This window comes from Citrifermentans bremense R1, from assembly GCF_000426865.1.
In the GTDB taxonomy this organism is placed as follows: domain Bacteria; phylum Desulfobacterota; class Desulfuromonadia; order Geobacterales; family Geobacteraceae; genus Geomonas; species Geomonas bremensis.
This window is the reverse complement of sequence record NZ_KE384581.1, coordinates 219,042-244,101: the sequence shown is the minus strand read 5'-3', so window position 1 is coordinate 244,101 and position 25,060 is coordinate 219,042. Positions and strand designations below refer to the sequence as shown.

Sequence of the window (25,060 nt, the reverse complement as noted above, 5' to 3'; positions counted from 1 at the left end):
GCGCAAGCGCTACCCCTTCTCCACCTTCACCTCGGCCAGGTTGCAGCCGCCGGTAAGAAGCGCGTTGGCATTCAGCTCCCTGAAGTGCGAGGGGGCGAAGAGGAGCCCCGGCTGCAGCTTGTCGCTGATTCTGGCCGGCGCGGTGAAGGACGTGTTCGCCGAGATCACCTTGACGCTCCCCCCCTCTGCGATGCCGAGCTTCCCGGCGTCGGCCGGATGCAGCTCGACGAACCCTGCCGGGGCGACGCTCAGGTTCGCGTCGGAGCGGGTGGTCGAGGTGCCGTTGTGGAACCCGATCGGGCCGACCAGGAGCTGGAACGTTGCCTGTGCGGGCGCGGCCGGATTGGCTATGGGGGCGAGGGCGGGTGCCACCTTGCCGTTACCGGACTTCACGAAGCCGTTCCTGGAGCCGTCGAACGGCTGGTAGGCCGGGATCTCGCTCTTGATCTGCGCCATGAGGCTTGCCGGGGTGAAGGACGGGACGGTTCCGGTGACCTTGCCGTAGAGCTCGGAGACGATGGCCCAGTCCTCGCGGGCGGCGCCGGGGGCGGCGGTCGATTTGAAGATCGGCTGCACCCGGTTGTCGAGCGAGGTGAAGCTTCCGCTCTTCTCGGCGGCGGCGGAGGCGGGGAAGACCACGTGGGCGAACTCGAGGGAATCGCCCTGGAACACGTCCTGGACGATGAGGAGTTCGAGCTTTCCGAGCGCCTTCCTGATCCTCTGGTTGTCCGGGAAGGAGGCCAGGTCGCACCCAAGAAGGTAGAGCGCCTTGATCGAGCCCTCTTCGATACCCTCGACCATCCCCCAGAGGTCCTTTCCGTCGGCGCCCGGGGCGACCCCCATGTCGAGGAGGCCGACCGTGTTGTTCTTGGCGTCGACCGGGAAGAGCCCGCCGCCTTCCTTCGCGGCCGAACCGGTCAGGACGGCGAGATCGGCGAGCGCCGATATCTTCTGGGCCGCGTCTGCGCTTCTGATCAGGTCGGCGCCGAAGACGATGGAGACGCGGCTTTTGCCCGCGATGAGCGAGGCGGCGTCGGCCACGGCCTTTTCGGTAACCCCTGCCTGGCTGCAGAGCTCCGCCATGGAGAGCTTGTCCAGAGCCTCCTTGATCGCCTCGGAGCCGGCCGGAAGCGCGCCCCCTGCGGCGAGGATCCCCTTCATCAGCGCGTAGATCACGGAGAGCTCGCTCCCCGGAAGATGCTTCAGCTGCGCGTTGGAGAACTTCCTCAGCTTCACGTCGCGCATGTTGACCAGGATAAGCCGCGCGTCCTTCTTGGTGGCGGCCTTGATCACCCGGTATTCGAGGCCGGTGGCCTCGGCGTTCAGGTCGCAGCCGAAGACCAGGATGGCCTGGGCATTGTCGAGCGCGTCGATGGTGGTGCTGGCGCCGGTGAAGCCGAAACGGCGCGACATCTGGGCCTGGGCTTGGGCGAAGCCCAAGCGCGCCTCGGAGTCGACGTTCGCGGAGCCTATCGCCTCGGTGAGGAACTTTTTGAAGAGGAAGTTCTCCTCGTTGGTCACCCTGGGGGAGCTTAAGCCGGCGACGGCCTTGCCGCCGTTTTGGGAGACGATCTGCTTCAGCTTGTCGGCCGCGGCGGTAAGGGCGGTTTCCCAGTCGGCTTTGGCGAGGCGGCCGGAGCCGTCGCGCAGCATCGGGTCCGAGAGCCGCTCCAGCGAGTGGAGGTAGCGGTAGCCGAAGCGGCCGTTGATGCAGAGGTTGCCGTTGTTGTAGCTGCCGTCGTCGCTGGTGACGCGCTCGACGCGGCCGTTTTTGGCATGGTAGTCGATCTGGCAACCGGCGCCGCAGAAGGCGCAGACGCTGGGAACCGTGCTGAAGGACCAGGGGCGACCCTTGAACTTGAAGGGCTTGGTGATCAGAGCCCCGGTCGGGCAGGCGGCGACGCAGTTGCCGCAGAACTCGCAGTTGAGCGGCTTTCCGTCCACCGTGTCGATGATGGCCGCCTCACCCTTGTTCACCACCTCGATGGCGTCGCAGCCGACGATCTCGTGGTCCACCTTGACGCACTTCTCGCAGAGGATGCAGCGGTTCGGGTCGCTTTCGATGAGCGGCCAGTCGTAGCGGATCGGGCGGCGCTCGAGGAGCGCCGAATACTCCTGCTTGGTCGCGTCCAGCGCGTAGCAGGAATCCTGCAGGTCGCACTCGCCGCCGGCGTCGCAGACCGGGCAGTCCAGCGGGTGGTTCACCAGCATGAGCTCCATGATCTTCTTGCGCGCTTCCCTGAGCGCCGGGGTGTCGGTGGTGACCTGGATCCCTTCCTTGACCGGGGTGTTGCAGGCGGTCATGGTGCGCTCCACGCCGGCTACCTCCACGGCGCAGACGCGGCAGGCGCCGGTCGGAGAGACCTTCTGCAGCCAGCAAAGGGTCGGGATCTTGATCCCGACTGTGGCCGCGGCCTCCAGTATGGTGGTACCTTTTTCGACCTGCACGCTTTTGCCATCGATGGTTAAGCTGACCATATAAGAAACCTCAATATTTCCGTGAATTGAATTTAACAGGTCCTGCCGGCGCGCCCCTTAGACCGCGACCATGGCGACGCGGTAGCAGCGCAGGCAGCGTTCCGCCTCGCGCACCGCCTGGCTGTTGGCGTAACCAAGCTCCACCTCGCAGTAGTTCTTGTAGCTCGCCCTCTCCTTGCCGTGCACCTCCGCCTGGTGCTCCCGGGAGGCGCTGTCCAGCCACTGGACATTCTCGTTTTTGTCGTAGACGCCGAAGTAGGTGAGGATGTCCTCCATCCGCTCCTGATCGGTAAGAGAGACCCCCTTCCCCTCTAGGTAGCGGGCGATCACGTTGGCGGCGCGGTGGCCGCTACCCACGCAGGCTACGACGGTGAGCGGGCCGATCTCGGCGTCGCCCCCGGCGAAGACGCCGTCGCAGTTGGTGATGAGCGTCCTGGAGAGATCGTTCCCCATGCCGTCCTTCAGCGCCTTGCCGTCGTGCCCGGAGAGCGGGATGTGCTTGGTGACGATGGTGCTCCACTTGGTGGTGTCGATCCCCGCCTCGGCCGGGATGAAGGAGAGGTCCGCATCCTGGCCGATGGCCGGGATGATGGTGTCGCACTCGATGACGAACTCGGAGCCCGGGACCGGCTCGGGACGGCGGCGCCCGGAGGCGTCAGGCTCGCCCATGGCCATCCTGATCAGCTCGACCCCGGTGACCTCGTTCTTGTCGTTGGCGACGACGCGGGTCGGGAGCACCTGGAACTCGAAGCGCACACCTTCCTCGTCCGCCCCGTCGACCTCCCAGACGTCAGCCGGCATCTCTTTCCTGGAGCGGCGGTAGACCAGCACCGATTCCTCGGCCCCTTCCCTGAGCGCCACCCTGACGCAGTCGATGGCCGTGTTGCCGCCGCCGACCACGAAGACCTTCTTCCCCATACCGGTGGGAAGGCCCAGGTAGACGTTTCTCAAAAAGTCGATGCCGCCGGTGAGGAAACCCTTGTAACCCTTGTCCTCCCCCTCGACCCCCATCGGTTTCGAGCGGTGCGCGCCCGGGGCGAGAAAGACCGCGTCGAACTTCTGCCTCAGCTCGTCCAGCGTGATGTCCTTGCCGATCCGGGTGTTGTAGACGATCTCGACGCCGAGCGAGGAGATGATGTCGATGTCGCGCTGCAAGAGGTGGCGCGGCTGACGGTACGGGGGAATCCCGACCGCTACCATGCCGCCTCCCAGGGGAAGCGCTTCGTAGATGGTTACCGGGTACCCTTCCAGCGCCAGGTAGTAGGCTGCGGCAAGGCCTGCCGGACCCGCGCCCACGACGGCCACTTTCTTCGACCTCCTCTCCTTGGGGACCATGGGGGGGAGGTGGCCGTGCTGCCACTCGTAGTCGGAGGCGCTTCTTTTCAGCACCATGATGTTGATCGACTCGTCGACGTTCTTCCTGCGGCAGGCCGTCTCGCAGGGATGCGGACAGACGCGCCCGCAGACAGAGGGAAGCGGCATGGAGTCGCGGATGGTGGAGAGCGAGTCGCCGAAGCGGTAATCCTTCACCGCCTCGATGTAGGCGGGGATGTCGATGTGGGCCGGGCACTTGTCCATGCAGGGAGCCGTGTACTTCTCGATGTAGCGGAACTCCTTCGAGAGGCTCTTGGCGCCGCGGACGTAGTTGACGAAGGCGTCGCGGAAGTGGGTGACGGCATCGATGACCGGCACGGACGAGCTCGGGCAGAGGGTGCATTTGCAGTGCTTGAGCACCTCCCCCAGGTCGAGGATGGTGTCCAGGTCCTGCTCGCTGCCGCGCCCCTCGACGATGGCGAGAAGCGCGTCCATCATCACCCGCGTCCCCTTCTTGCCGGGGGTGCATTTGCCGCAGACGTACTTGGTCTGCACTCGCTTCATGTACTCGGCGACCATGGCGGGGACGTCGACGTCCTTGTTGTACAGGATGATCCCGTCCCAGCCGATAAAGGCCGAAAGCGGGCGCTCTCCGTCGTAGCTGACCGGGAGCTTGAAGCTGACCTCTTTGGCCTCGCCCCCCTTGCGGTTATCAACTATGTTTCTGCCCCAGCTGGAAAAAACAACCTCTGCCACTTAGGCCTCCGAAATAGCTGTTAGATTTCACCTTTTTAACGGCTAAATGTTTACATTTATTAAGCAAATCGTATTGGTCAGATTGTATACAGTATCCAGTTTTTATCACATCACTCAGCTCTAATCAAGTGAAAAATCGCTCGGATTATCGCCGGTGTAGCTCGTATACAACATCGGGCTGTGCACCCCGCGCGCGTCCACTTTTCCCCTGCCCGATTTAATTGTTGTTTTTAATCCGGTTCCGACCTAACATCCCCCGGACGCCTTGGCGACCGCCGCGACTGCACCCTTTCCGACGCAAAAGCGCCTAGCTACAGCATTTATTAAATCTTTCCCGCGAAATGCCGATATATATTGCGACAGCGCGCCGACAAAGCGGCGGGCGCCTTGGGCGGAGGAGTTATGCAGAGCAATCGTCTCGAAGGGACAGGAATCGCGTTCAAATTGAGCCCCGACCAGAGGGTGCTCACCGCTTCGTTCACCCCGGTGGTGAACAAGCAGGGGATCAGCCAGGAACAGCTGGAGGAGGCGATCGCCGAGGAAGGCTACGGCGACCTCTTCATCTCCCGGGACGCGCTCGGGCAGTTCCTGAAGAAGTGGGAAGTCTCCCCCATGGCGTTCTCCCTGCAGATAGGGGAGCGGCGTGACGCCACCCTCGCCATCCAGATCCCGGACGACATGATGCAGGCCGTCATGACCATCCAGCCCGCCTTCGGGGGGCGCCGCATCACGGTCGAGGAGGTGGAGCAGGAACTGGCCGCCCGGGGCGTAGTCTGCGGCATCCTCTACGACGAGATCAGGTGCGCCGTCGAAGCGGGCGAGGCGCCGAAGCTCGTCATCGCCGCGGGCACCCCGCCGGTACCTGGCGAGGACACCCAGTTCATCTCGCTCATCCCGGAGATAACCGCCCAGGCGCCGCAGCTCTCCGATGACGACACGGCCGACTACCGCAACCTCGGGGACATCGTCAGCGTAAGCCTTGGGGACCCGCTTTTGCGCCGCACCCACCCCACTCAGGGGATCCCGGGGGTGAACCTTTTGGGGGTCGAACTCCCCACCACCGACGGGGTCGAGCTCTCCTTCGCCGAGAACCTCACCGGGATCGCCTGCGATCTCACCGACTGCGATCTCCTGGTCGCCGCCATCTCGGGGCACCCGGTCATCGTTCCCCGCGGGGTGATCGTCGACCCGGTCTTCAAGGTGAAACGGGTCGACCTCTCCACCGGCAACCTCCACTTCAAGGGATCCCTCGATATCGAGGGGGACGTGCTGGAGGGGATGGAGGTGAGCGCCACCCACGACATCAACGTCGGGGGGATCGTCGAGGCGGCGAGAGTCACGGCGGGCGGGAACATCGTGGTCAGCGGCGGGGTGATCGGCCACGGCAAAGGTGCGCAGGGGAAGGTGGAGAACCGCAAGGAGATGGCGCAGCTGGAGGCGGGAGGCACGGTCTGGGTGCAGTTCGCCGAGAACGCCCTCATCAACGCCGGGGGCGAGATCGTGGTCAAGGAACTCTCCATGCAGAGCGAACTCACCTCCGGCTCCAGCATCACGGTCGGCGAAAAGGGGGCGCGCAAAGGGCACCTCATCGGCGGGGTCTGCCGCGCCGTCTCGCTGGTGCATGCCGTGGTGGTCGGCTCCCACGCCGGGGTCCCCACCGTCATCGAGGTGGGGGTCGACCCGGCGCTGAACAAGAAGCTCGAGATAGTGCTGGACGCTTTTGCCGAGAAGGGGCGCCTCATCGAGGAACTGGCCAAGACGCTCGCCTACGTGCGCGAGAACCCTGGAAAAATGGAGCCCGGCCTCCTGGCCCTCAAAGAGCGGATCTACGCCAAGTACCAGGGGGAGATCGCCGAACTCACCGGCGAGAAGAAGCGACTGGAGAAAAGAATGGAGATCAACGCGCAGGCAAGGGTGGAGGTGGAACGCGACGCCTTCCTGGGGACGCAGATCAGGATCGGCTCGACGGCGCTGATGATCGAGGAGGACCTGACCAACCCGACCTTCGCCCTGGGTGAACAGGGAATCATCTACTCATGAAACCCACCCCACCTGACTGCAAATCGTTGCGCCGGAGTGAACGATGCGCATCATAGGGCTCACCGGGGGGATAGCCTCGGGAAAAACGAGCGTGGCGAACCTCCTGGAACGGCTCGGCGCGCCGGTCATCGACGCGGACCAGTTGGCCCGGGAGGTGGTGGAACCGGGCGAGCGGGCGCTGGCGCAGATAGCGGAGAGCTTCGGCAACGGGGTCCTGAATGCGGACGGGACGCTGAACCGGGCGGCCCTGGGGGAAATCGTCTTCGCCGACCCGGGAAAAAGGCGAAGGCTTGAGTCGATCACCCACCCCGCCATCAAGGAGCGGGCCGAGGAGAAGCTCGCAAGGCTAAAGGCTGCGGGGGCGAAGACCGCCTTCTACGTGGCGCCGCTCCTGATCGAAGCCGGGATCACCTCCAGGGTGCACGAGGTCTGGGTGGTCTACCTCGACCACGAGACCCAGCTGGCCCGCCTGATGGCGCGGGACGGGCTCTCGCGCGAGGCGGCGCTTTCGCGCATCGCTTCGCAGATGCCGATGGAGGAGAAGAAGCGGCTGGGAAGGGTCGTGATCGACAACCGGGGGAGCAGGGAGGATCTGGAGGCGGAGGTGCTGAGGGTCTGGCGCGAGGAGATCGCGGCCCGGGAGGGAGCCCCCGCCGCCGAGCCGTAGAACTGAATAAGAAAAAGGCCCCGCGAACGGGGCCTTTTCTTTATTTGTGATAGCCGAGCTTGTGGGAGATCTCCTCGCCGGAGCGAATCACCAGCGGGATCAGCTCCTTCTCCAGGCGCTCGTCGGTGAAGCGCATCGAGGGGCCGGAGATGCTCACCGCGCCGATGATCCTGCGGGTGTAGTCGCGGATCGGGGCGCCGACGCATTTCACGCCGACATCCATCTCCTCGTCGTCTATGGCGTAACCCTGGTCCGCAATCACCTTGAGGTGCTTCTTCAGCTCCTCGCGGTCGGTCACCGTCTTTGGGGTGTAGCGCTTCATCTCCTTGGTGGGAAGGTAGTTCTCCAGTTCCTCGTCGGTCATGTAGGCGATCTGGACCTTCCCTGCCGCCGTGCAGTAGGCGGGGAGCCGGGCGCCGACCCTCGGCACCACCCTCACGGTCAGGTCGGTCTCCACCACGTCGAGATAGACGATGTGGAACTCCTTGAGGATCGCCACGTAGGTGGTCTCGTTGCACTCCTTCACCAGCGTCTCCAACACCGGGCGGGACTGCCTTAAAAGCCCCATCTGCTTGATGAAGGTCTGCCCGAGCTCCAGGGTCTTGAGCCCCAGCCGGTAGTTCTCCGTGACCCTGTTCTGCTCGATGTAGTTTCTCGACTCCAGGGTAGCGAGAAGCCTGAAAACGTTGTTCTTATGAAGCTTGAGCCTTTTGCTCAGCTCCGTCACGCCCAGCTCGTCCACTTCGTCGTGAAACTGCTCCAGCAGGTCGAGAGCGTGCGAAACGGCCTGGATGATGTACTCGGATTTCTCTTTTTTCGCCATTGGCTGCACCTATTCTGTTATGGAAAAAATTTCAAACAGTATTAACTAGGATATTTAATAAAAGCTGTCAAGGAAATAAATAACTTGATAAACGCTTTTAATGTGATTAAACTCGCGCTAGCCAACTCGCGCCCGGACGCCCTCGCCCTCCCCCGCCAAAACAGCGTAAACCGCAGTCCCGGCGACACGGACGGGGGATAGCTTCGGTATGCAGTGAAAATGTAGAATAATGTTCTAAAGAAGTCAAGCAGCAAAAAAGCATGTCCCCATGCGATTTTAAAACAGGACCAACACGACTGAGGCAGCTTCCCAAGGACGGAGAGCCCTGTGCGTCTCAACCTGATTTCCAAACTTGCCATCGCCACCAGCCTGGTGCTCTTGAGCACCATGGCGCTCTTCGCCTATCTCAATTTCCGAAGCCTTCAGGGCCTGCTTTTGCAGGAGGCCATCTCCGAGGCGGACCGCATCAGCGAAACCATACTGCGCACCACCCACAACCAGATGCTCAGGGACGACCGCCCGCTGTTCTACAAAACCATAGAGGAGATGGGGAGCCAGCAGGGGGTGGAGCGGATCAGGCTGATCAACAAGACCGGCCGCGTCATCTTTTCCACCAAAGACGCCGAAACCGGGTTCCTGCTGAAAAAGGATGCCGAGGTCTGCGCCGTCTGCCATGGAGGTTCGCAGCTTCTACTGACCGCCTCCTCCAAGCACAGGAGCCGGCGCTTTTTCAGCGAAAGCGGCGGCGAACTCTTGGGGATCACCAGCGCCATCTACAACGAGGAGAGCTGCTACTCGGCGAGCTGCCATTTCCACCCGGAGAACTTCAAGGTGCTGGGGGTTCTCGACGTGGTGGTCCCGCTGGACCGGATGCACTCGGTCCTGGACGCCTTCCGCAACCGCAGCATCGCCCTCACCCTTTTGGTCCTCACCCTCACCGCCCTTTGCATCACCCTCTTCACCCAGAAGCTGGTAAACCGCCCGGTGCGCGAGCTTTTGGAGCACACCCAGATGCTCTCGCGCGGGGAGCTGGACGGCCTGGTGCAAGGCTTCGCCAACGACGAACTGGGGGAACTTGCCGACTCCTTCAACGCCATGACCCTGAACCTGAAAAGGGCGCGCCAGGACCTGGAGGGATGGGGGCGGGACCTGGAAGAGATGGTGCAGCAAAGGACCTACGAAGTGACCCAGATGCAGGCGCAACTGATCCGCAGCGAAAAGCTCGCCTCGTTAGGCGAGCTGGTAGCGGGCATCGCCCACGAGATCAACAACCCGCTGACCGGGATCCTGGTCTTCGCCTCGCTGATCCAGAGCAACAAGAAGCTCGATGAAACGCTCAGAAACGACATAGAGACGGTGATCAGGGAGACCAAGCGCTGCGCGGGGATCGTGAAGGGGCTCCTGGAGTTCGCCCGCTGCGCGCCCCCCCAAAAGGAGCTGCACAGCCTGAGCGAGATCGCGGAGGCGGCGCTCACCCTGATCCAGCACCAGATACTGTTCCAGGACGTGACCATCATCCGCGAGTACGCAAGCGATCTCCCCAAGCTTTTGATCGACGCGAACCAGATCGAGCAGGTACTGGTCAACATGTTCGTCAACGCCGGGCACGCCATGCTCGGCGAAGGGGTGCTGCACCTAACGACCGATGTGGAACCTGGCGAGGGGGCGGCCTTCATCAGGATCGTGGACAACGGCTGCGGCATCTCCGAGCAAAACCTCACCAAGATCTTCGACCCCTTCTTCTCCACCAAGGCCAACAAAGGGACCGGCCTCGGGCTCTCCGTCTCCTACGGGATCGTGCAGGAGCACGGCGGGCGCATCGACGTCACCAGCGAAATCGGGGTGGGGACCGCCTTCACCGTCACCCTCCCCCTCCCCGACCGCGCCTCGGTCACCCCCCTGCCCCTCCCCCCGCTCTCCCCCCCCGGTGAACCTTCCTCCCGTCCCTGCGCCTGACCCTGTATACAAGACGACCATTCCCCCTTCCTCCCCCTCGCGGCAGCGCAACTGCGCGGAAGAAAACGATTGACAGCGGCAAGGCATATTGATAGTTTACGGCATTCGTCCCCTCGCCCCGCGGGCCCTGAGAAGGCCCCGGCGGGGGAGAACCGCTAACAGCCGCGCGCAATACCGGAGCAGCAGTGAACATCACCACCAACGGCGAAGCCGTATCCATCGATCCCCTTAACGTTCAAGAGTACCTCCTCTCCCTGGGCATCGACCCGCGCCGGGTCGCCGTCGAGCTGAACCTGGAGATCCTTCCCAAGGCGCAGTACGAAACCACGGACCTCAAAGAGGGAGACACCCTGGAGATAGTCCAGTTCGTGGGAGGAGGAAGCCTTCCGGCTTCCCTGCCCAAGGCAGGATGACGAGCGTCCGCCGCACCCGGGCCGGCGCCCCCCGGATCCTTCCCGGAAACAGATAATTGGAGAATCGAGATGACCCAGACAAACGACAAGCTCGTTATTGCAGGACGCGAATTCGACTCCCGCCTCATGGTCGGCACCGGGAAATACGCCGACTTCCAGCAGATGGTGCGCGCCATCGAGGTTTCCGGGGCGCAGATCATCACCGTGGCGGTGAGAAGGGTCAACATCTCGGACCGCAGCAAGGAGTCGCTGCTCGACCACATCGACCTGAAGAAGTACACGCTCCTTCCCAACACCGCCGGCTGCTACACCGCCGAGGACGCCATCCGCACCTGCCGCCTGGCGCGCGAGGCCGGCCTTTCCGATTTCGTGAAGCTCGAGGTGCTGGGGGACGAGAAGACGCTCTACCCCAACAACGAGGAGCTCCTGAAGGCGGCCAAGGTGCTTCTGGCCGAGGGGTTCACCGTCCTTCCCTACACAAGCGACGACCCCATCATCTGCAAAAAGCTGGAGGACATGGGATGCGCCGCGGTGATGCCGCTGGGAGCGCCCATCGGAAGCGGCCTCGGCATCCGCAACCCCTACAACATCCAGATCATCCTGGAGAGCGTCAAGGTGCCGGTCATCGTTGACGCTGGGGTCGGGACCGCCTCGGACGCTGCCATCGCCATGGAGCTCGGCTGCCACGGCGTCCTCATGAACACCGCCATCGCCGGGGCCAAGGACCCGGTCGCCATGGCAGAGGCGATGAACTGCGCGGTGCGCGCGGGGAGGCTCGCCTACCTGGCCGGGCGCATCCCCAGGAAGCTCTACGCCAGCGCCTCCTCCCCCTTGGCTGGGCTCATCGGGTGAAAGAGCTGGAATCACCCTGGATAGACTTCAACCTCTACCTGATCACCGGCAGGGAGGAGACGCAGGGGCGCCCCCTCGAGTACGTGGTCGAGGAAGCTCTCAAGGGGGGAGTGCGCGCGGTACAGTACCGCGACAAGGATGCCTCCAGCAAGGAACTCTACGAGACGGCCCACGAGCTGCGCCGCCTCACCTCGCGCTACGGCGCGAAGCTCATCATCAACGACCGCGCCGACATAGCGCTCGCCGTCGACGCCGACGGCGTGCACATAGGAAGCGCCAGCATGCCCATCTACAAGGTGCGGCGGATTCTGGGAGAGCGGAAGCTGATCGGGGTCTCCTGCCACAACAAGGCGCAGGCCATCGCCGCCCAGGAGATGGGGGCCGACTTCATCACCTTCGGCCCGGTCTACTACACCCCCTCCAAGGCCTCCTACGGCGACCCGGTGGGGACCGCGAAGCTTCAAGCCGTGGCGGGGCTTTTGCAGGTCCCGGTCTTCGCGCTCGGGGGGATCAAAAAGGAGAACTGCGCCGAGGCAGCCGGCTGCGGCGTGCGCGGCGTCGCGCTCATCTCCGCCGTCCTCTCCGCAGCCGACCCGCGTGAGGCAGCGAAGAAGCTCATCGCCCTTCTCCCCCCCCTGGAGCACGCCGACTGACATGGCCGATTCCCCCATCCATAGCGAGCTCCGCATCAACTCCTACGGCTCCTACCTGAGAAGGCGCTTTTCCTGCCGCGTCTCCAAGGTGAACGTGGACGGCGGCTTCACCTGCCCCAACCGCGACGGCAGCCGCGGCACCGGCGGCTGCATCTACTGCGACAACAGCTCGTTCTCCCCCAAGGAGACGGTAGCCGTCATCCCCATCGAGGAGCAGATGGCGGCCGGGATGGCCTACCACCGGACCCGCCTGGCGAGCGAGAAGTTCATCGTCTATTTCCAGAAATTCACCAACACCTACGCGCCGGTGGAGAAGCTCTCCGATTTGTACCGTCGCGCCCTTTCGCATCCGGACGTAGTGGGGATCTCGGTCGGCACCAGGCCCGACTCGATCGACGACGACGCCGTGGCGCTTTTGACCGAGCTTGCCCGCGACCGCTACGTCTGCGTGGAACTCGGGCTTCAGTCCATCGACGACGCCATCCTCACCGGGATCAACCGCGGCCACAGCTTCGCCGAGTACCTCTCGACCGTGGACCGGCTTGCCGGGCGCGGCATCGACATCTGCACCCACCTCATCTACGGCTTTCCCGGGGAACAAAGGAGCGGCTTCGTCAAGGGGGCGCGTCTCATCTCCTCGCTCCCGGTGACCGCGGTAAAGCTGCACCAACTGCACGCGGTGGAGGGAACCAAGCTCGCCCGCATGTACCGCGACGGGAGCTACCTCCCCATCTCGCTTGCCGAATACGTAGCTGCGGCCTGCGACTTCCTGGAAGAGCTCTCGCCCAGGGTCTCGATCCAGAGGCTCTACGGCTCGGCGCCCCTCTCCATCCGGGTCGCCCCCAACTGGAACCTGAAGAACAACCAGATGTGGTACGCGGTGGTGAACGAGCTGAAAAGGCGCGGGAGCTGGCAGGGGTGCCGGGTGGGTTGCGAGATGCGCGCGGTGAACGGCTAGCTAAAGCGAGGAGAAACATGAAGACGGCAAGGGTCAAGGGAGCAGCAAAAGAGTACCGGATCGGCAAGATCCTCTGCATCGGGAGGAACTACGCCGACCACATCAAGGAACTGGGGAACGAGACCCCGGAACGCCCGGTGATCTTCATGAAGCCGGCCTCCAGCGTCATCGGCGAAGGGGAAGAGATCGTGATCCCCCCCTACTCCAGCGACTGCCACCACGAGGCGGAGCTGGCGCTTTTGATCGGCACCGGCGGGAGCAATATCCCCCCCGCGCAGGCGTTAGGCCACCTGGCCGGGTACGGCGTCGCCATCGACCTGACCCTCAGGGACGTGCAGGCGGAGCAGAAGAAAAAGGGGCTCCCCTGGGAGATCGCCAAGGGGTTCGACACCGCCTGCCCCCTCTCCGACTTCGTGCCGGCAGGCGCTGTGGCCGACCCGCAGGCGCTCACCATCACGCTCAGCGTCAACGGGGTCAAGCGGCAGGACGGCTCGACCGGCCTCATGATCCACCGCATCCCGGAGCTCATCTCCTACCTCTCCTCCATCTTCACCCTGGAGCCGGGCGACCTGGTGCTGACCGGCACCCCGGCCGGCGTCGGCCCGATCAAAAGCGGGGACAGCGTCGTCGCCGAAATTACCCAAGTGGGGAGACTGCAGGTCTCGGTCAAATAAATAGAAAAAGGAGAATCGGATGAAAAACGAACAACAGTGCCCCGATTGCCAGGGGCTCATGGTGCTGATACCCGGTTGAGGGGGCCTCTTCTGGCGGTGCCAGAAGTGCGGCAAGAAAACCCCGCTCGACCCCAAAAACAAAGGGTGCGGCTGCGGCGAATAAAAAAAGGGGGCTCCTGAGAGCCCCCCTTTTTCGTTTAGCCTTTATTCCGCCTGTATCGCCTTATCCGTCCTATCCGTCCTATCCGTCCTATCCGCGTGCTGCGCCTTTGACCTTGCCTCTAGGCCTGAAGCTCCAGCCAGTCGGCGTCTTCGCCGGCGGGAAGGCCCGCGGCGGCCTTGCTCGCCAGCACCTCCAGGAGCTTCTCCTCGGGGAGCGGCCGGTAGAAGTAGTACCCCTGGAACTCGTCGCAGCCGCGCCGCATCAGGTGCTCCGCCTGCTGCCTCGTCTCGACCCCTTCCGCGATGACGTGGAGATCCATCGCCTTCGCTATGCCGATGATGGCGTCCACGATGGCCCTGTCGTCCGGGAGCTCGCAGACGTTGTTGATGAACCCCCTGTCGATCTTCAGGTGGTCGATGGGGAAGTTCTTCAGGTACTGCAGCGAGGAGTAGCCGGTCCCGAAGTCGTCGATGGAGATGGAGACGCACAACCCCTTGAGGCGGCAGAGCTTTTTCACCGTCTCCTCGACGTTCTTAATCAGGCAGGTCTCGGTCAATTCCAGCTCCAGCCAGGAGGGGTGGACGCCGCTTTGCAGCAGGGCATCTTCCACCGTCTTCGCCAGGTCCCCCTGGGTGAACTGTCTCCCCGAGATGTTCACCGCCATCCGCACCGGCATGACCCCTGCGTCCTGCCACTGCCTGAGCTTGGCGCAGGCAGTGCGGAGCACCCATTCCCCAAGTGGGAGGATGACGCCGGTATCCTCGGCGAGCGGGATGAAGGAGTCGGGCATCACCCTCCCCTTTTCCGGGTCGTTCCAGCGCAACAGCGCCTCCACCGCGGTGATGCGCCCGGTCTTGCTGTCCAGGATGGGCTGGTACTCCAGGAAGAATTCCTCGCGCTCCACGGCCCCCCTCAGCTTGAATTCCAGCTGCATCCGTTCGTGCAGCCTTTCGTTCAGCTGCGCGCTGTAGAAGCAGAAGCCGCCCTGCCCCTGTCTTTTGGCGTTGTACATGGCGATGTCGGCGTTCTTCAAGAGGGTCTCGGGTACATCCCCGTCGTCGGGGAAAATGGAGATCCCAACACTCGCCCCCACGTAGACCTCCCGGTCGCAGACCTGGTAAACCGGGGTGATGGCGTTGATCAGGTTCTTGGCGATGGCGCTCGCGTTTTCGTCCTTCTCGAAGGTCGCCGCCACCACGAACTCGTCCCCCCCAAGCCTCGCCAGAGTATCCCTCTTGCGCACCATCTTCTGCAGGCGCTTTGCCACCTCGACAAGTATCTGGTCCCCCGCCTTGTGCCCGAGCGTGTCGTTGATCACCTTGAAGCCGTTCAGGTCCATGAAGAGCGTGGCCACTTTCATCCCCTCACGCTGCGCGGTCCCGATGGCCTGCTCCATCCGGTCCAACAGCATGCGGCGGTTCAAAAGCCCGGTGAGGCTGTCGTAGTAGGCGAGCCGCTCCAACTGCTCCGCGGTCCTTTTCTTCTCCGTCACGTCCTCAAGGAGCGTCGCCACCATGCCGTACCCCATGGGGAACGCGGTGAGCGAGAAGATGCGGCCGGTGGAGTTCTGCTCCAGTTCCAGGCTCACCTCGCCCCGGGCCTGCAGCGCCCCGAAGACCTGCTCGGCGCATTCCTCGAAGAGGCCGTCCAGAAGCTCGCTGATCCAGCCGCCGATGTCGTCCCTGCTGAAGCCGAACACGTTGATGGCGGCGGGGTTCACGTCGGTCAGGACCAGGTCGGCGGTGCCGTCCTCCCGACGGGAGGCCCGGTACAGCGCCAGCCCTTCGTTGAGCGACTCGTACACGGAGCGGTACTTCTCCTCGCTCTGCTTCAGGACTCGGTACGCCTCGTCGAGTGCGCGCAGCGGCACGGTCCTCAGCCGGAAAAAGGCGTATGCCCCCACGAGGGCGCCCCCCAAAAGGGCCAGGAGCGTCTTGAGCAGAACCGGCTGCAAAGAGCGGGAGACCTCGAGCAAGGCCACCTCGTGCCCTGCGTCGTGAACGGAGAAGGAGAGGGCGAAGACCGGCCGCGGCAGCGGCTCTCCGCTCTCAGCGATCACCTCGTGCTTCAGGTTGTAGATCCTTCTTATTTCCTTCACCCCGGCTTTGGAGCGACGCCCGAGCAACTCCTTGAGGCGCAGTTCCTCGAACTCCCACATCTGGGGGTTCGCCACCACGAGCGCCCCGACGAGGCGGGCGTTGATTTCCCCTTCGGCCTCGACCACGCCCTTCATATGAGAGAAGGACATGACGAAGTAGATGGCGGGGGGAACCACCGTCAGCATCGTGGAGACGATCAGCGCGATGAAGGTGGTCCTGCGCCGGATGTTTTGGCTTTCCTGGGTCATTTATTCCCGGTCGGCAGCAGCCCGTACCTGACTGCCAGCGACTTTCCCTTCTTAGAGTAGAGGAACTTCACGAACTTCTCGGTCGCGGCGGAGTTCTCTTTCCTGGTCACCAGGTAGAGCGGCTTGACGTAGGGGTACTTCCCCCCGGCCAGGGTGGCGACGCTTCCCTGCATGCCGTCCAGGCGCAGGACCTTGACGCTCCCAGGCTGGGAGAGGGGAAGGGTGAGCGCCAGGAAGGCGATCGTCCCCGGGGTCCTTTTCAACGCGTCGAACCCATCGTTGTCGGTGATGGCGAGCAGCATGTCCTTGCGCGCCTGTGCGGCTGTCACGGCCATGTCCATATCGGGCGAGATGGCGCGCACGAGCTTGGTGTCGACATCCTCGTTGGGGCGCAGCACCACGCGGACGTAGTCGCCGTTGGGCCACTTGGGGATCTTCCCGGAGTACATGTCGATCACCTCTTTCAGCGAGATGTTCCTCTGCTTGGTACCGGCATGGGCCACCACCACGAAAGGACTCTTGCCGTATTCGAGCTGGACCAGCCCCTCCGCGCTCTCGGCCGGCTTCAGCGGACGCCCGGAAATGGCAAGGTCCAGCGCGCTCCTGCCCGTCGCCTTTATGGAGGCCGTGCTCCCCAGGCTTTTCTCCAGGTGGACCTTGATCCCCTTATTCTCCTTCTCGAACGCCTCGACGAGCGGCGCCATCAGGGCCACTCCCGCTCCCGTGCCGCTGAGCCTTACAATCTCCTGGGCCGGTGCCGCCTGTCCCCGTCCCAGTGCCAGACAGAGGACCAACGCTATGGGGATGAACCGCTTCTCTACCATGCTCATGCAACCTCCTCGTCGATTATCCTTTCAGAATGAGCCCGAAACGGGTCGGAACATGCCTTTCAACGTATCGGCCCCGGGGCATTCCCGCTTGAGGTATTTTATCATGAATAGCGCCCGGCTCCAGCTTCATTAATTGCCTGCCAGCATTCTTTTGCAAAAGTTCATTTTTCTGGTTCCCAAGCTCCAGCTTGGGAACCCAAGGCAGCGCAAGCTCCAGCTTGGCGCCCGACGGAAGCTGGAGCTTCAACTGGCATTGCGTTCCCAAGGTGAACCTTGGGAACGCCTTGGGAACGAGATTCATTTGTCGTTAGATGCGGGCTAGTCCTTCCCCCGTGTCACTTCCCTGCGGCCGGAAGCAACCCGAGCTTCTGCGCCATTGCCCGCGCCTTCTTGGACTCCAGGAACTGCACGAACGCCTTCACCCCGGGGGAGGGGTTTTTCTTCGTCACCACCAGGATCTTTTTGGCGTAGCCGTACTTCCCATCCGAGAGATTGGACAGGGTCGGCGCCACCCCGTTCAGGCGCGCGACGTTGACTGTGCCGGGCTCGGAAAGAGGCATGATCAGGGGGATGAAGGAGATGGTTCCTGCGGTCTTCTTGAGGTGGTCGAAGGTCTCCTGGTCGGTGATGCCCATCAGCATGTCCGGTCGCGCGTGCGCCGCGGTGACCGCGCGGTCCATCTCCGGGGAGAGCGAACGGAGCACCGCCGTGTCGATGTCTTCCTTGGGACGCAGGACCACGCGTACGAAGTCGCCGTCCGCCCACTCTCCATGGGTCCCGAAGTACATGGCGGCAAGCTGCCCGGTGGTCACGTTGTCGAGCTTGGTGTCGTGGTGGGTGACCACGGCGTAGGGGGTCCTGCCGTACTCGTACCAGGCGATTCCCGCTACCTTTTCCTGCGGTTTGAGCTCGCGGCCGGGAACGGCGACGTCAAGCGCACCCTTGGCGATGGCCTTGAGCGACGCGGCGGAACCGACGCTTTTCTGCACCTCGAAGCTGATCTCCGGGTGGCTCTTCTGGAAGGAGGCGATCAAAGGCTTCATCAGGGTTACCCCGCACCCGGTACCGTTGAGCCTGATGGTTTCCGCGGCAGCCGGCTGCCAGGATAAAAGGAGAAAGAGCAAGGCCAAAACGACCCCGCGGGGGAGATACGGGTGAGACATGATGCGCTCCTTTCGACTGTCTGACGGTCAAAAAAACAGGGCTGGTCCCGGGAACGGATTTGAGAGGGGCAACCTTTACAACATCGGCCGCATCCCTCATTAACTTGTGGGTTTTCGTTAATTTACGAAAATCCCCTTTACAGGAGGAAGTCGACCACCAGCCCCTTGATCTTGATGATCTGGGAGACGATGCGGATGTGGTCTTTTTGCTCGCGCATCACCAGGTGGTAGAGGAGGTCCGCCTCCTTGTCGATGACCGAGATCACCTCGTGGGCGCGCCCGGTCACGCCGCCGCTCAAAAGTTCCACCCGGTAGGCTTCGGCCGTGACCTTGCGAGCCATGGTGCCGATCAGCTCGCGGAACACCTTGAAGTTGGCGATGGTCGGCTCCTGCTCCAGAACCTCGCCCGCCTTGTCGATCTCCTCCTTCAGACGCTTTAGTTCCCCTTCGTACTCGGTGCCGCTCTTGGCGATGGCCGTGAGCCGCCCGGCGAAGAGCTGCCCGGAGGAACCGGCGACGCTTTTGGCCGGGGTCCCCTTCCCTTTCTTGGCGACGCTGCGTGATTCGCTCTTTTCGTCGATGCGCATCTGGAGGTACTCCGCGCCCCGCGGCGGCAGTGCTGCGGGGAAAACAAAAAGAGCCCCGGAAATCCGGGGCCCAATGATGGTGGATAGGCTTAGCTAGTTCTTTACCACGTTGGCCGCCTGCGGCCCTTTGGCGCCCTGCACGATGTCGAAGCTGACCGAGTCCCCTTCGGCGAGGGATTTGAAACCGTCTCCCTGGATCGACGAGAAGTGCACGAACACGTCCACCCCGTTATCCTGCTCGATGAAGCCGAATCCCTTAGCGTCGTTGAACCATTTCACCACACCGTTTGCCATTACTTTTTCTCCCTTTGCTGCTTGTTGTTGGATGGGGGGGCGGCTCAACCGCCCCCCCCTTTGTGCGTCTTCGACGCATCTGCTGCTTGCCCTATTACACGTTTACGGAAAAAGTGTCAAGCCTGCCGGCTGCAGGCGGCGCCTTTGCCGGGTGCCGTCTGCCGGAATCAGGCGGTCGCCGCGGGCTGCTGCGAGGCGTCACTCCCCTTTCCCCCGCAGCCGCATCCCTTGGCAGCGGAGGCGGCCTTCGCCTCGGCGTTCAGCGTGGCGTGGGCGGCGGACAGGCGCGCGATGGGTACCCGGAAGGGGGAGCAGGAGACGTAGTCGAGCCCGACCGAGTCGCAGAAGATGACCGAGGCCGGATCGCCGCCGTGCTCGCCGCAGATGCCGAGCTTGATCCCGGGACGGGTCTGGCGCCCCTTCTGGCAACCCATGCGCACCAGCTCGCCTACCCCCTGCTGGTCCAGGGTGACGAACGGGTCGTCCTCGAGGAGGCCGTTCTCCACGTAGAAGGGGAGGAACTTCCCGGCGTCGTCGCGGGAGAGGCCGAAGGTGGTCTGGGTCAGGTCGTTGGTGCCGAAGGAGAAGAAGTCGGCCTCGGCTGCGATGGCGTCGGCGGTGATGGCCGCGCGGGGAAGCTCGATCATGGTCCCGATCAGGTACTCGACCTTCACGGCGTAACGCTTGATCACCTCCTCGCAGACGGTGACCGCGTTGGCGCGCATAACGGCGAGCTCCTTGGTCGTTGCCACCAGCGGGATCATGATCTCGGGGACGATGTCGAACCCCTCTTCCTTCACCAGCTCGCAGGCGGCCTCCATGATGGCCTGCACCTGCATGTCGTAGATCTCCGGGAAGGTGATGCCGAGGCGGCAGCCGCGGTGCCCGAGCATCGGGTTGAACTCGTGCAGGAACTCCACCTTGTGCTTCAGGGTCTGCACCGAGACCCCCATGGTGGCGGAGAGCGCCTCGATGTCTTTCTCCTCCTGGGGGAGGAACTCGTGCAGCGGCGGGTCGAGGAGGCGGATGGTGACCGGAAGCCCCTTCATCTCGCGGAAGAGCCCCTTGAAGTCACCCTTTTGCATCGGGAGGATCTTGGCGAGCGCCTTCTTCCTGCCTTCCAGGTCCGCGGAGAGGATCATCTCGCGCACCGCCGCGATGCGGTCCGCTTCGAAGAACATGTGCTCGGTGCGGCAAAGGCCGATCCCCTCGGCGCCGAAGTCGCGGGCGGTCTTCGCGTCGTGCGGGGTGTCGGCGTTGGCGCGGACCTTCATCCTGCGGAACTTGTCTACCCACCCCATCAGGGTGCCGAAGTCGCCGCCGACCCCTGCGGCGACGGTCGCGACCGCGCCCTTCATCACCTCGCCGGTGGAGCCGTCGAGAGTGACGACGTCCCCCTTCTTGATCACGCTCCCGTCCTTGGCCACGAACTGCGCCTGGTTGTAGTCGACCTTGATGTCGCCGCAGCCGGCCACGCAGCATTTCCCCATGCCGCGGGCGACGACCGCCGCGTGGGAGGTCATGCCGCCGCGGGCGGTCAGGATACCCTGCGCCGCGTGCATGCCGTGGATGTCCTCGGGGGAGGTCTCGACGCGGACCAGGATCACCTTGTGCCCGAGCTTCGCCAGCGTCTCTGCCTCGTCGGCGGTGAAGACCACTTCGCCGGAAGCGGCCCCAGGCGAAGCCGGAAGCCCCTTGGCGATCACCTTCTTGTCGGCCTTCGGGTCGAGGGAGGGGTGCAAGAGCTGGTCCAGCTGGTTGGGAGCTACGCGCAGCACCGCGGTCTTCTCGTCGATGAGCTTCTCAGCCACCATGTCCACCGCGATCTTGATGGCCGCCTTGGCCGTCCTCTTGCCGCTTCTGCACTGCAGCATGTAGAGGATTCCCTTCTCGATGGTGAACTCGATGTCCTGCATGTCCTGGTAGTGGCGCTCCAGGATGTCGCGGATCTCGGCCAGCTGCTGGTAGCAGTCCGGAAGCACCTCCTCCATGCTGGGGAGGTCGCCCGGCTTGTACTTGGCCCTGTTGATCGGCTGCGGGGTGCGGATGCCGGCGACGACGTCCTCGCCCTGGGCGTTCACCAGGTACTCGCCGTAGAAGTAGTTCTCGCCGGTAGAGGGGTCGCGGGTGAAGGCGACGCCGGTGGCGCAGTCGTTACCCATGTTGCCGAACACCATGGACTGCACGTTGACGGCGGTGCCCCAGTCGGCGGGAATGCTGTTGAGCTTTCTGTAGGTGATGGCACGCTGGTTCATCCAGGAGCCGAACACGGCGCCGATGGCGCCCCAAAGCTGCTCTTTCGGGTCCTCGGGGAACTCGACCCCCAGGGTCGCCTTGATCTTCGCCTTGAACTCGCCCACGAGCTCCTTCCAGTCGGATGCCTTGAGGTCGGTGTCGAGGTGCACGCCGCGAGCGTCCTTCTTCTGCTCCAGGAGGTGCTCCATCTCGTCCTTGGGCATCCCCATCACCACGTCGGAGTACATCTGCACGAAGCGGCGGTAGGCGTCGTAGGCGAAGCGCTCGTCGCCGGACTGCGCGATGATCCCCTGAACCGTGGTGTCGTTAAGACCCAGGTTCAGTATGGTGTCCATCATGCCGGGCATAGAGGCGCGGGCGCCGGAGCGGACCGAGACCAGGAGCGGGTTTTTGGCATCGCCGAATTTCTTCCCCATGAGCGCCTCGACCTGGGCCAGGTTCTTTTCCACCTCGGCCGCCAAGGAGGAAGGGTAGTTGCGGTCGTTCTTGTAGTACTCGGTGCAGACTTCGGTGCTGATGGTGAAGCCGGCGGGGACCGGGAGGCCGATGCTGGTCATCTCGGCGAGGTTCGCCCCCTTACCGCCCAAAAGCTCCTTCATCTTGGCGTTGCCGTCCGCCTTGCCGGCGCCGAAAAAGTACACGTACTTCGTTCCCATTGAAACCCTCCTCAGATGTTTTTAATAAGTTTCGAGCTTAGAGTATACAAATTATTTTTTTGAAAGGCAAACAGCCGCCGGCCTGGGTTCCAGGCGCGTACGGCTGTTTACGTGAGCGTTATTTTTCGTCCTCTTTGCTGCGGATGTGGTCTTAAAGTTCCCGTTCATCTGCTTTTGCCGCAGCCTCTTCATCAGGGCGACAACCTCGAGAAGTCGGCCAGGCTTCCGAAGAGCCTCGCAATGCCGGTGAGAAGCGCCAGGCGATTCTGGCGCACCCGTTCGTCCTCGGCCATGACCATGACCTTCTCGAAGAAGAGGTCGACGGCGGGCTTCAGCGTCGCGATCTCGGTCAGGGCCGCCAGGTAGTCGGCCTCTTTGAGCGCGGCTGCCACTTTGCCGGAGACCTGCGTCAGCGCCTGGTGCAGTTCGCCTTCGGCGGCGTCCTGGAAGAGTTCGGCCGAAACCGGGGTATCCACCCCTTCCTTGACGATGTTGCAGACCCTCTTGAAGGCGACGGCCAGAGGGCCGAAATCGTCGCGGTTACGGAAGCCTGCCAGCGCCTCGATCTTCGCGGCAGCCTCGACCAGGTCGTCGAAGGAGACCGAGACCACCGCCTCCACCGCGTCGGAGGGGAAGCGGTCCGCCATCAGGTTCACGAAGCGCCCGCGGAAGAAGTCGAGGACGTCCTTTTGCACCTCGGCAAGCGGCCGGGTCGCCTTGGCGGAGAGGAGATCGAGCGACGCCTTGACGAAGTCGGAGAGCGGCTCGCGGTAACCCTTGTCCAGGATGATGTTGATGATGCCGAGCGCCGAACGCCTGAGCGCGTAGGGGTCCGCGGAACCGGTGGGGATGAGCCCGACCGAGAAGCAGCCGCAGATGGTGTCCATCTTGTCGGCCAAGGAGACGAAGGCGCCGATGTCGGAGGCGGGAAGCTCGCCCCCTGCCTGGGTCGGGAGGTAGTGCTCGGCTATTGCGTTAGCCACTGCCTTCTCCTCGCCGTCGTGGAGCGCATACTCGCGCCCCATGATCCCCTGCACCTCGGGGAATTCCCCCACCATGCCGGAGACGAGATCCGCCTTGCAAAGCGTAGCCGCGCGCTCGACCTGCTTAGTCACTGCAGGGTTGAGCCGTTCGGCAAGCCCCTTCGCGAGCTCGCGGAAGCGCTCCATCTTCTCGTAGGAGGTGCCGAGCTTCGCCTGGTACACCACGCTCTTAAGGGACTCGACGCGGGCTTCCAGCCTCACCTTGTGGTCCTCGTCGAAGAAGAAGCGGGCGTCGGAGAGGCGGGCGCGGAGCACCCTCTCGTTCCCCTTGACCACCACCTGCGGGTCCTCGGTGATGGTGTTGTTGATGGTGATGAAGCCGGGGAGGAGTTTCCCCTCGTCGTCCACCAGCGAGAAGTAGCGCTGGTGCTCGCGCATGGAGGTGATCAGCACCTCGCGCGGCACCACCAGGAAGTCGGGGGAGAAGGTGCCGTGCACCGCGCTCGGGTACTCGACCAGGTAGCTCACCTGCTCCAGGAGAGCCTCGTCGGGAAGGACGTTACCCTTGGCCTGCTTGGCCACCCGCTCGATCTCGGCGCGGATGATCCCCTTGCGCTTGTTCGGGTCGGGGATGACGAAATGGCGCTCGCACTCCTCTAAGTAGTGGGCCAGGTCGCGCACCGGGAAAGAGGTATTGGCCATGAAGCGGTGGCCGCGCGAGGCGCTCCCGCTGTCGATGTTGCCGAAGGAGAAGGGAACCACCTTGCCGTCGAAGAGCGCCACGATCCAGTGGATGGGGCGGGCGAAGCGGACGTCGAAATCGGCCCAGCGCATCGACTTTTTGAACGGGATGTTCCCGATCAGGCGCGGCAAAAGCTCGGGGAGGAGCTCGGCGGTTGCGCGGCCGATCTCGCTTTTCACGGCGGCCAGATACTCGCCTTTCTCCGTGGTCACGAGCTTCAGCTGCGAGACGTCGATCCCCTGGCCGCGGGCGAACCCTTGGGCTGCCTTGGTGGGGTTGCCGTCTGCGTCGTAGGCGTGGCTTTTGGCCGGCCCCATCGCGGTCAGCTCCGCGTCGGGCTGCCTCTCGGCGACCCCCTTAACGGCCAGCACCAGGCGGCGCGGGGTACCGAGCGTCACGATCTCGCCGTACTCGATGCGGGCGCTGTCGAACTCTTTCTTGATCAAAAGCTCCATGTCGGCCATCGCCTTGGGGACGAAGCCGGCCGGGATCTCTTCGCAACCTATCTCCAGAAACAGGTCCTTAGCCATTAGAGCCCTCCTTTCAGCAGCGGGAAACCGAGCCGCTCGCGCATCTGCAGGTAACCCTCGGCGCAGAGCCTGGCCACGTTTCTCACCTTGCCGATGTAGGAGGCGCGCTCGGTGACCGAGATGGCGCCGCGGGCATCCAGAAGGTTGAAGGTGTGGGAGCATTTCATCACGTAGTCGTAGGCGGGAAGGACCAGACCCTTCTCCACCAGCCGCACGCACTCCTTCTCGTACATCTTGAAGAGCTGCAGCAGCATGTCGACGTCGGCCTCCTCGAAGTTGTAGGTCGAGAATTCCACCTCGCTTTCGTGGTGGATGTCGCCGTACCTGACCCCCTTGACCCACTCGAGGTCGTAGACGTTGTCCACGCCCTGCAGGTACATGGCGATCCTCTCGCAGCCGTAGGTGATCTCGGACGATACCGGCTTCAGGTCGATGCCGCCGGCCTGCTGGAAGTAGGTGAACTGGGTGATCTCCATCCCGTCGAGCCACACCTCCCAGCCAAGACCCCAGGCGCCCAAGGTCGGGCTCTCCCAGTCGTCCTCGACGAAGCGGATGTCGTGCTTGCCCGGGTCGATGCCGAAGGCGCGCAGGCTGTCCAGGTAGAGGTCGAGGATGTTCATGGGCGAGGGTTTCATGATCACCTGGAACTGGTAGTAGTGCTGCAGCCGGTTCGGGTTCTCGCCGTAGCGCCCGTCCGTCGGGCGGCGCGAAGGTTCGACGTACGCCACCTTCCACGGCTCGGGACCGAGCACGCGCAGGAAGGTCGCCGGGTTGAAGGTGCCGGCCCCTTTTTCCGTATCATATGGTTGCTGGATCACGCATCCCTGCCCTGCCCAATACCCCTGCAGGGAAAGAATCAGCTCCTGGAATGTCAACACGCCGCCTCCGATCAACTCGTTATTTCAGACTCTGCGTCCATCGCAAA

General features: G+C 63.4%; 19 protein-coding genes. 8 read left to right on the top strand and 11 right to left on the bottom strand.

Translation table 11 applies throughout. From position 1 onward, the window contains the following. Nucleotides 1-9 precede the first annotated feature (9 nt). The gene (locus tag K419_RS0120035; protein WP_026843098.1) at nucleotides 10-2,478 is read right to left on the bottom strand and encodes a molybdopterin-dependent oxidoreductase; all 2,469 of its coding nucleotides are present in this window, start codon (nucleotides 2,476-2,478) and stop codon (nucleotides 10-12) included. A 57-nt stretch (nucleotides 2,479-2,535) separates the two neighbouring features. After that, nucleotides 2,536-4,548: an FAD-dependent oxidoreductase gene (locus tag K419_RS0120030; protein WP_026843097.1), complete on the bottom strand. Its 2,013-nt coding sequence runs from the start codon at nucleotides 4,546-4,548 to the stop codon at nucleotides 2,536-2,538. A 402-nt stretch (nucleotides 4,549-4,950) separates the two neighbouring features. On the opposite strand from K419_RS0120030, the gene K419_RS0120025 reads away from it, so the two are divergent. Next, a complete protein-coding gene (locus tag K419_RS0120025) occupies nucleotides 4,951-6,588 on the top strand; it encodes a DUF342 domain-containing protein (protein ID WP_026843096.1) in 1,638 nt (545 codons plus the stop codon). A gap of 43 nt (nucleotides 6,589-6,631) precedes the next feature. Continuing rightward, nucleotides 6,632-7,255: a dephospho-CoA kinase gene (gene coaE, locus K419_RS0120020; RefSeq protein WP_026843095.1), complete on the top strand. Its 624-nt coding sequence runs from the start codon at nucleotides 6,632-6,634 to the stop codon at nucleotides 7,253-7,255. 40 nt (nucleotides 7,256-7,295) lie between these two features. Here the strand turns inward: coaE and K419_RS0120015 are convergent, their stop codons facing one another. Further along, a complete protein-coding gene (locus K419_RS0120015; protein WP_026843094.1) occupies nucleotides 7,296-8,078 on the bottom strand; it encodes an IclR family transcriptional regulator in 783 nt (260 codons plus the stop codon). Nucleotides 8,079-8,405: 327 nt separating this feature from the next. Here K419_RS0120015 and K419_RS0120010 point away from each other — a divergent pair, with 327 nt between their 5' ends. The 6 genes from K419_RS0120010 (at nucleotide 8,406) to K419_RS0119985 (ending at nucleotide 13,584) form a co-directional block, all read left to right on the top strand. After that, the gene (locus K419_RS0120010; RefSeq protein ID WP_026843093.1) at nucleotides 8,406-10,034 is read left to right on the top strand and encodes a sensor histidine kinase; all 1,629 of its coding nucleotides are present in this window, start codon (nucleotides 8,406-8,408) and stop codon (nucleotides 10,032-10,034) included. A 185-nt stretch (nucleotides 10,035-10,219) separates the two neighbouring features. Then, the gene (gene thiS, locus K419_RS23765) at nucleotides 10,220-10,447 is read left to right on the top strand and encodes a sulfur carrier protein ThiS (protein WP_026843092.1); all 228 of its coding nucleotides are present in this window, start codon (nucleotides 10,220-10,222) and stop codon (nucleotides 10,445-10,447) included. Between the two features lie 69 nt (nucleotides 10,448-10,516). Further along, entirely contained in the window at nucleotides 10,517-11,299 is a 783-nt protein-coding gene (locus tag K419_RS0120000; protein WP_012529089.1) for a thiazole synthase, read from the top strand. Continuing rightward, nucleotides 11,296-11,952: a thiamine phosphate synthase gene (thiE, locus tag K419_RS0119995; protein WP_026843091.1), complete on the top strand. Its 657-nt coding sequence runs from the start codon at nucleotides 11,296-11,298 to the stop codon at nucleotides 11,950-11,952. Before K419_RS0120000 ends, thiE begins: the two co-directional genes overlap by 4 nt. A gap of 1 nt (nucleotide 11,953) precedes the next feature. Beyond that, entirely contained in the window at nucleotides 11,954-12,910 is a 957-nt protein-coding gene (locus K419_RS0119990) for a TIGR01212 family radical SAM protein (RefSeq protein ID WP_026843090.1), read from the top strand. A 17-nt stretch (nucleotides 12,911-12,927) separates the two neighbouring features. Further along, nucleotides 12,928-13,584: a fumarylacetoacetate hydrolase family protein gene (locus K419_RS0119985; RefSeq protein WP_026843089.1), complete on the top strand. Its 657-nt coding sequence runs from the start codon at nucleotides 12,928-12,930 to the stop codon at nucleotides 13,582-13,584. Nucleotides 13,585-13,865: 281 nt separating this feature from the next. On the opposite strand, the gene K419_RS0119980 is transcribed toward K419_RS0119985, so the two are convergent. From K419_RS0119980 to glyQ, 8 genes are all read right to left on the bottom strand, one after another. Continuing rightward, nucleotides 13,866-16,094, bottom strand: coding sequence for a putative bifunctional diguanylate cyclase/phosphodiesterase (locus tag K419_RS0119980; protein WP_026843088.1), 2,229 nt, complete (start codon nucleotides 16,092-16,094; stop codon nucleotides 13,866-13,868). Continuing rightward, complete coding sequence (locus K419_RS0119975; protein WP_026843087.1) at nucleotides 16,091-16,924, bottom strand: PstS family phosphate ABC transporter substrate-binding protein; 834 nt, start codon at nucleotides 16,922-16,924, stop codon at nucleotides 16,091-16,093. Before K419_RS0119975 ends, K419_RS0119980 begins: the two co-directional genes overlap by 4 nt. 335 nt (nucleotides 16,925-17,259) lie before the next feature. Next, on the bottom strand, nucleotides 17,260-18,087 hold the full coding sequence (locus K419_RS0119965; protein WP_035497650.1) for a PstS family phosphate ABC transporter substrate-binding protein: 828 nt from the start codon (nucleotides 18,085-18,087) through the stop codon (nucleotides 17,260-17,262). A gap of 137 nt (nucleotides 18,088-18,224) precedes the next feature. Beyond that, complete coding sequence (locus tag K419_RS0119960) at nucleotides 18,225-18,674, bottom strand: YaaR family protein (protein ID WP_012529082.1); 450 nt, start codon at nucleotides 18,672-18,674, stop codon at nucleotides 18,225-18,227. Nucleotides 18,675-18,767: 93 nt separating this feature from the next. Further along, nucleotides 18,768-18,968: a cold-shock protein gene (locus K419_RS0119955; RefSeq protein ID WP_026843084.1), complete on the bottom strand. Its 201-nt coding sequence runs from the start codon at nucleotides 18,966-18,968 to the stop codon at nucleotides 18,768-18,770. Between the two features lie 167 nt (nucleotides 18,969-19,135). Further along, nucleotides 19,136-21,880: a pyruvate, phosphate dikinase gene (gene ppdK, locus K419_RS0119950; RefSeq protein ID WP_026843083.1), complete on the bottom strand. Its 2,745-nt coding sequence runs from the start codon at nucleotides 21,878-21,880 to the stop codon at nucleotides 19,136-19,138. A 191-nt stretch (nucleotides 21,881-22,071) separates the two neighbouring features. Beyond that, a complete protein-coding gene (gene glyS / locus K419_RS0119945; RefSeq protein WP_026843082.1) occupies nucleotides 22,072-24,135 on the bottom strand; it encodes a glycine--tRNA ligase subunit beta in 2,064 nt (687 codons plus the stop codon). Further along, nucleotides 24,135-25,010 (bottom strand): glycine--tRNA ligase subunit alpha, encoded by an 876-nt coding sequence (glyQ, locus tag K419_RS0119940; RefSeq protein WP_026843081.1) that lies wholly within the window; start codon nucleotides 25,008-25,010, stop codon nucleotides 24,135-24,137. Before glyQ ends, glyS begins: the two co-directional genes overlap by 1 nt. Nucleotides 25,011-25,060 lie beyond the last annotated feature (50 nt).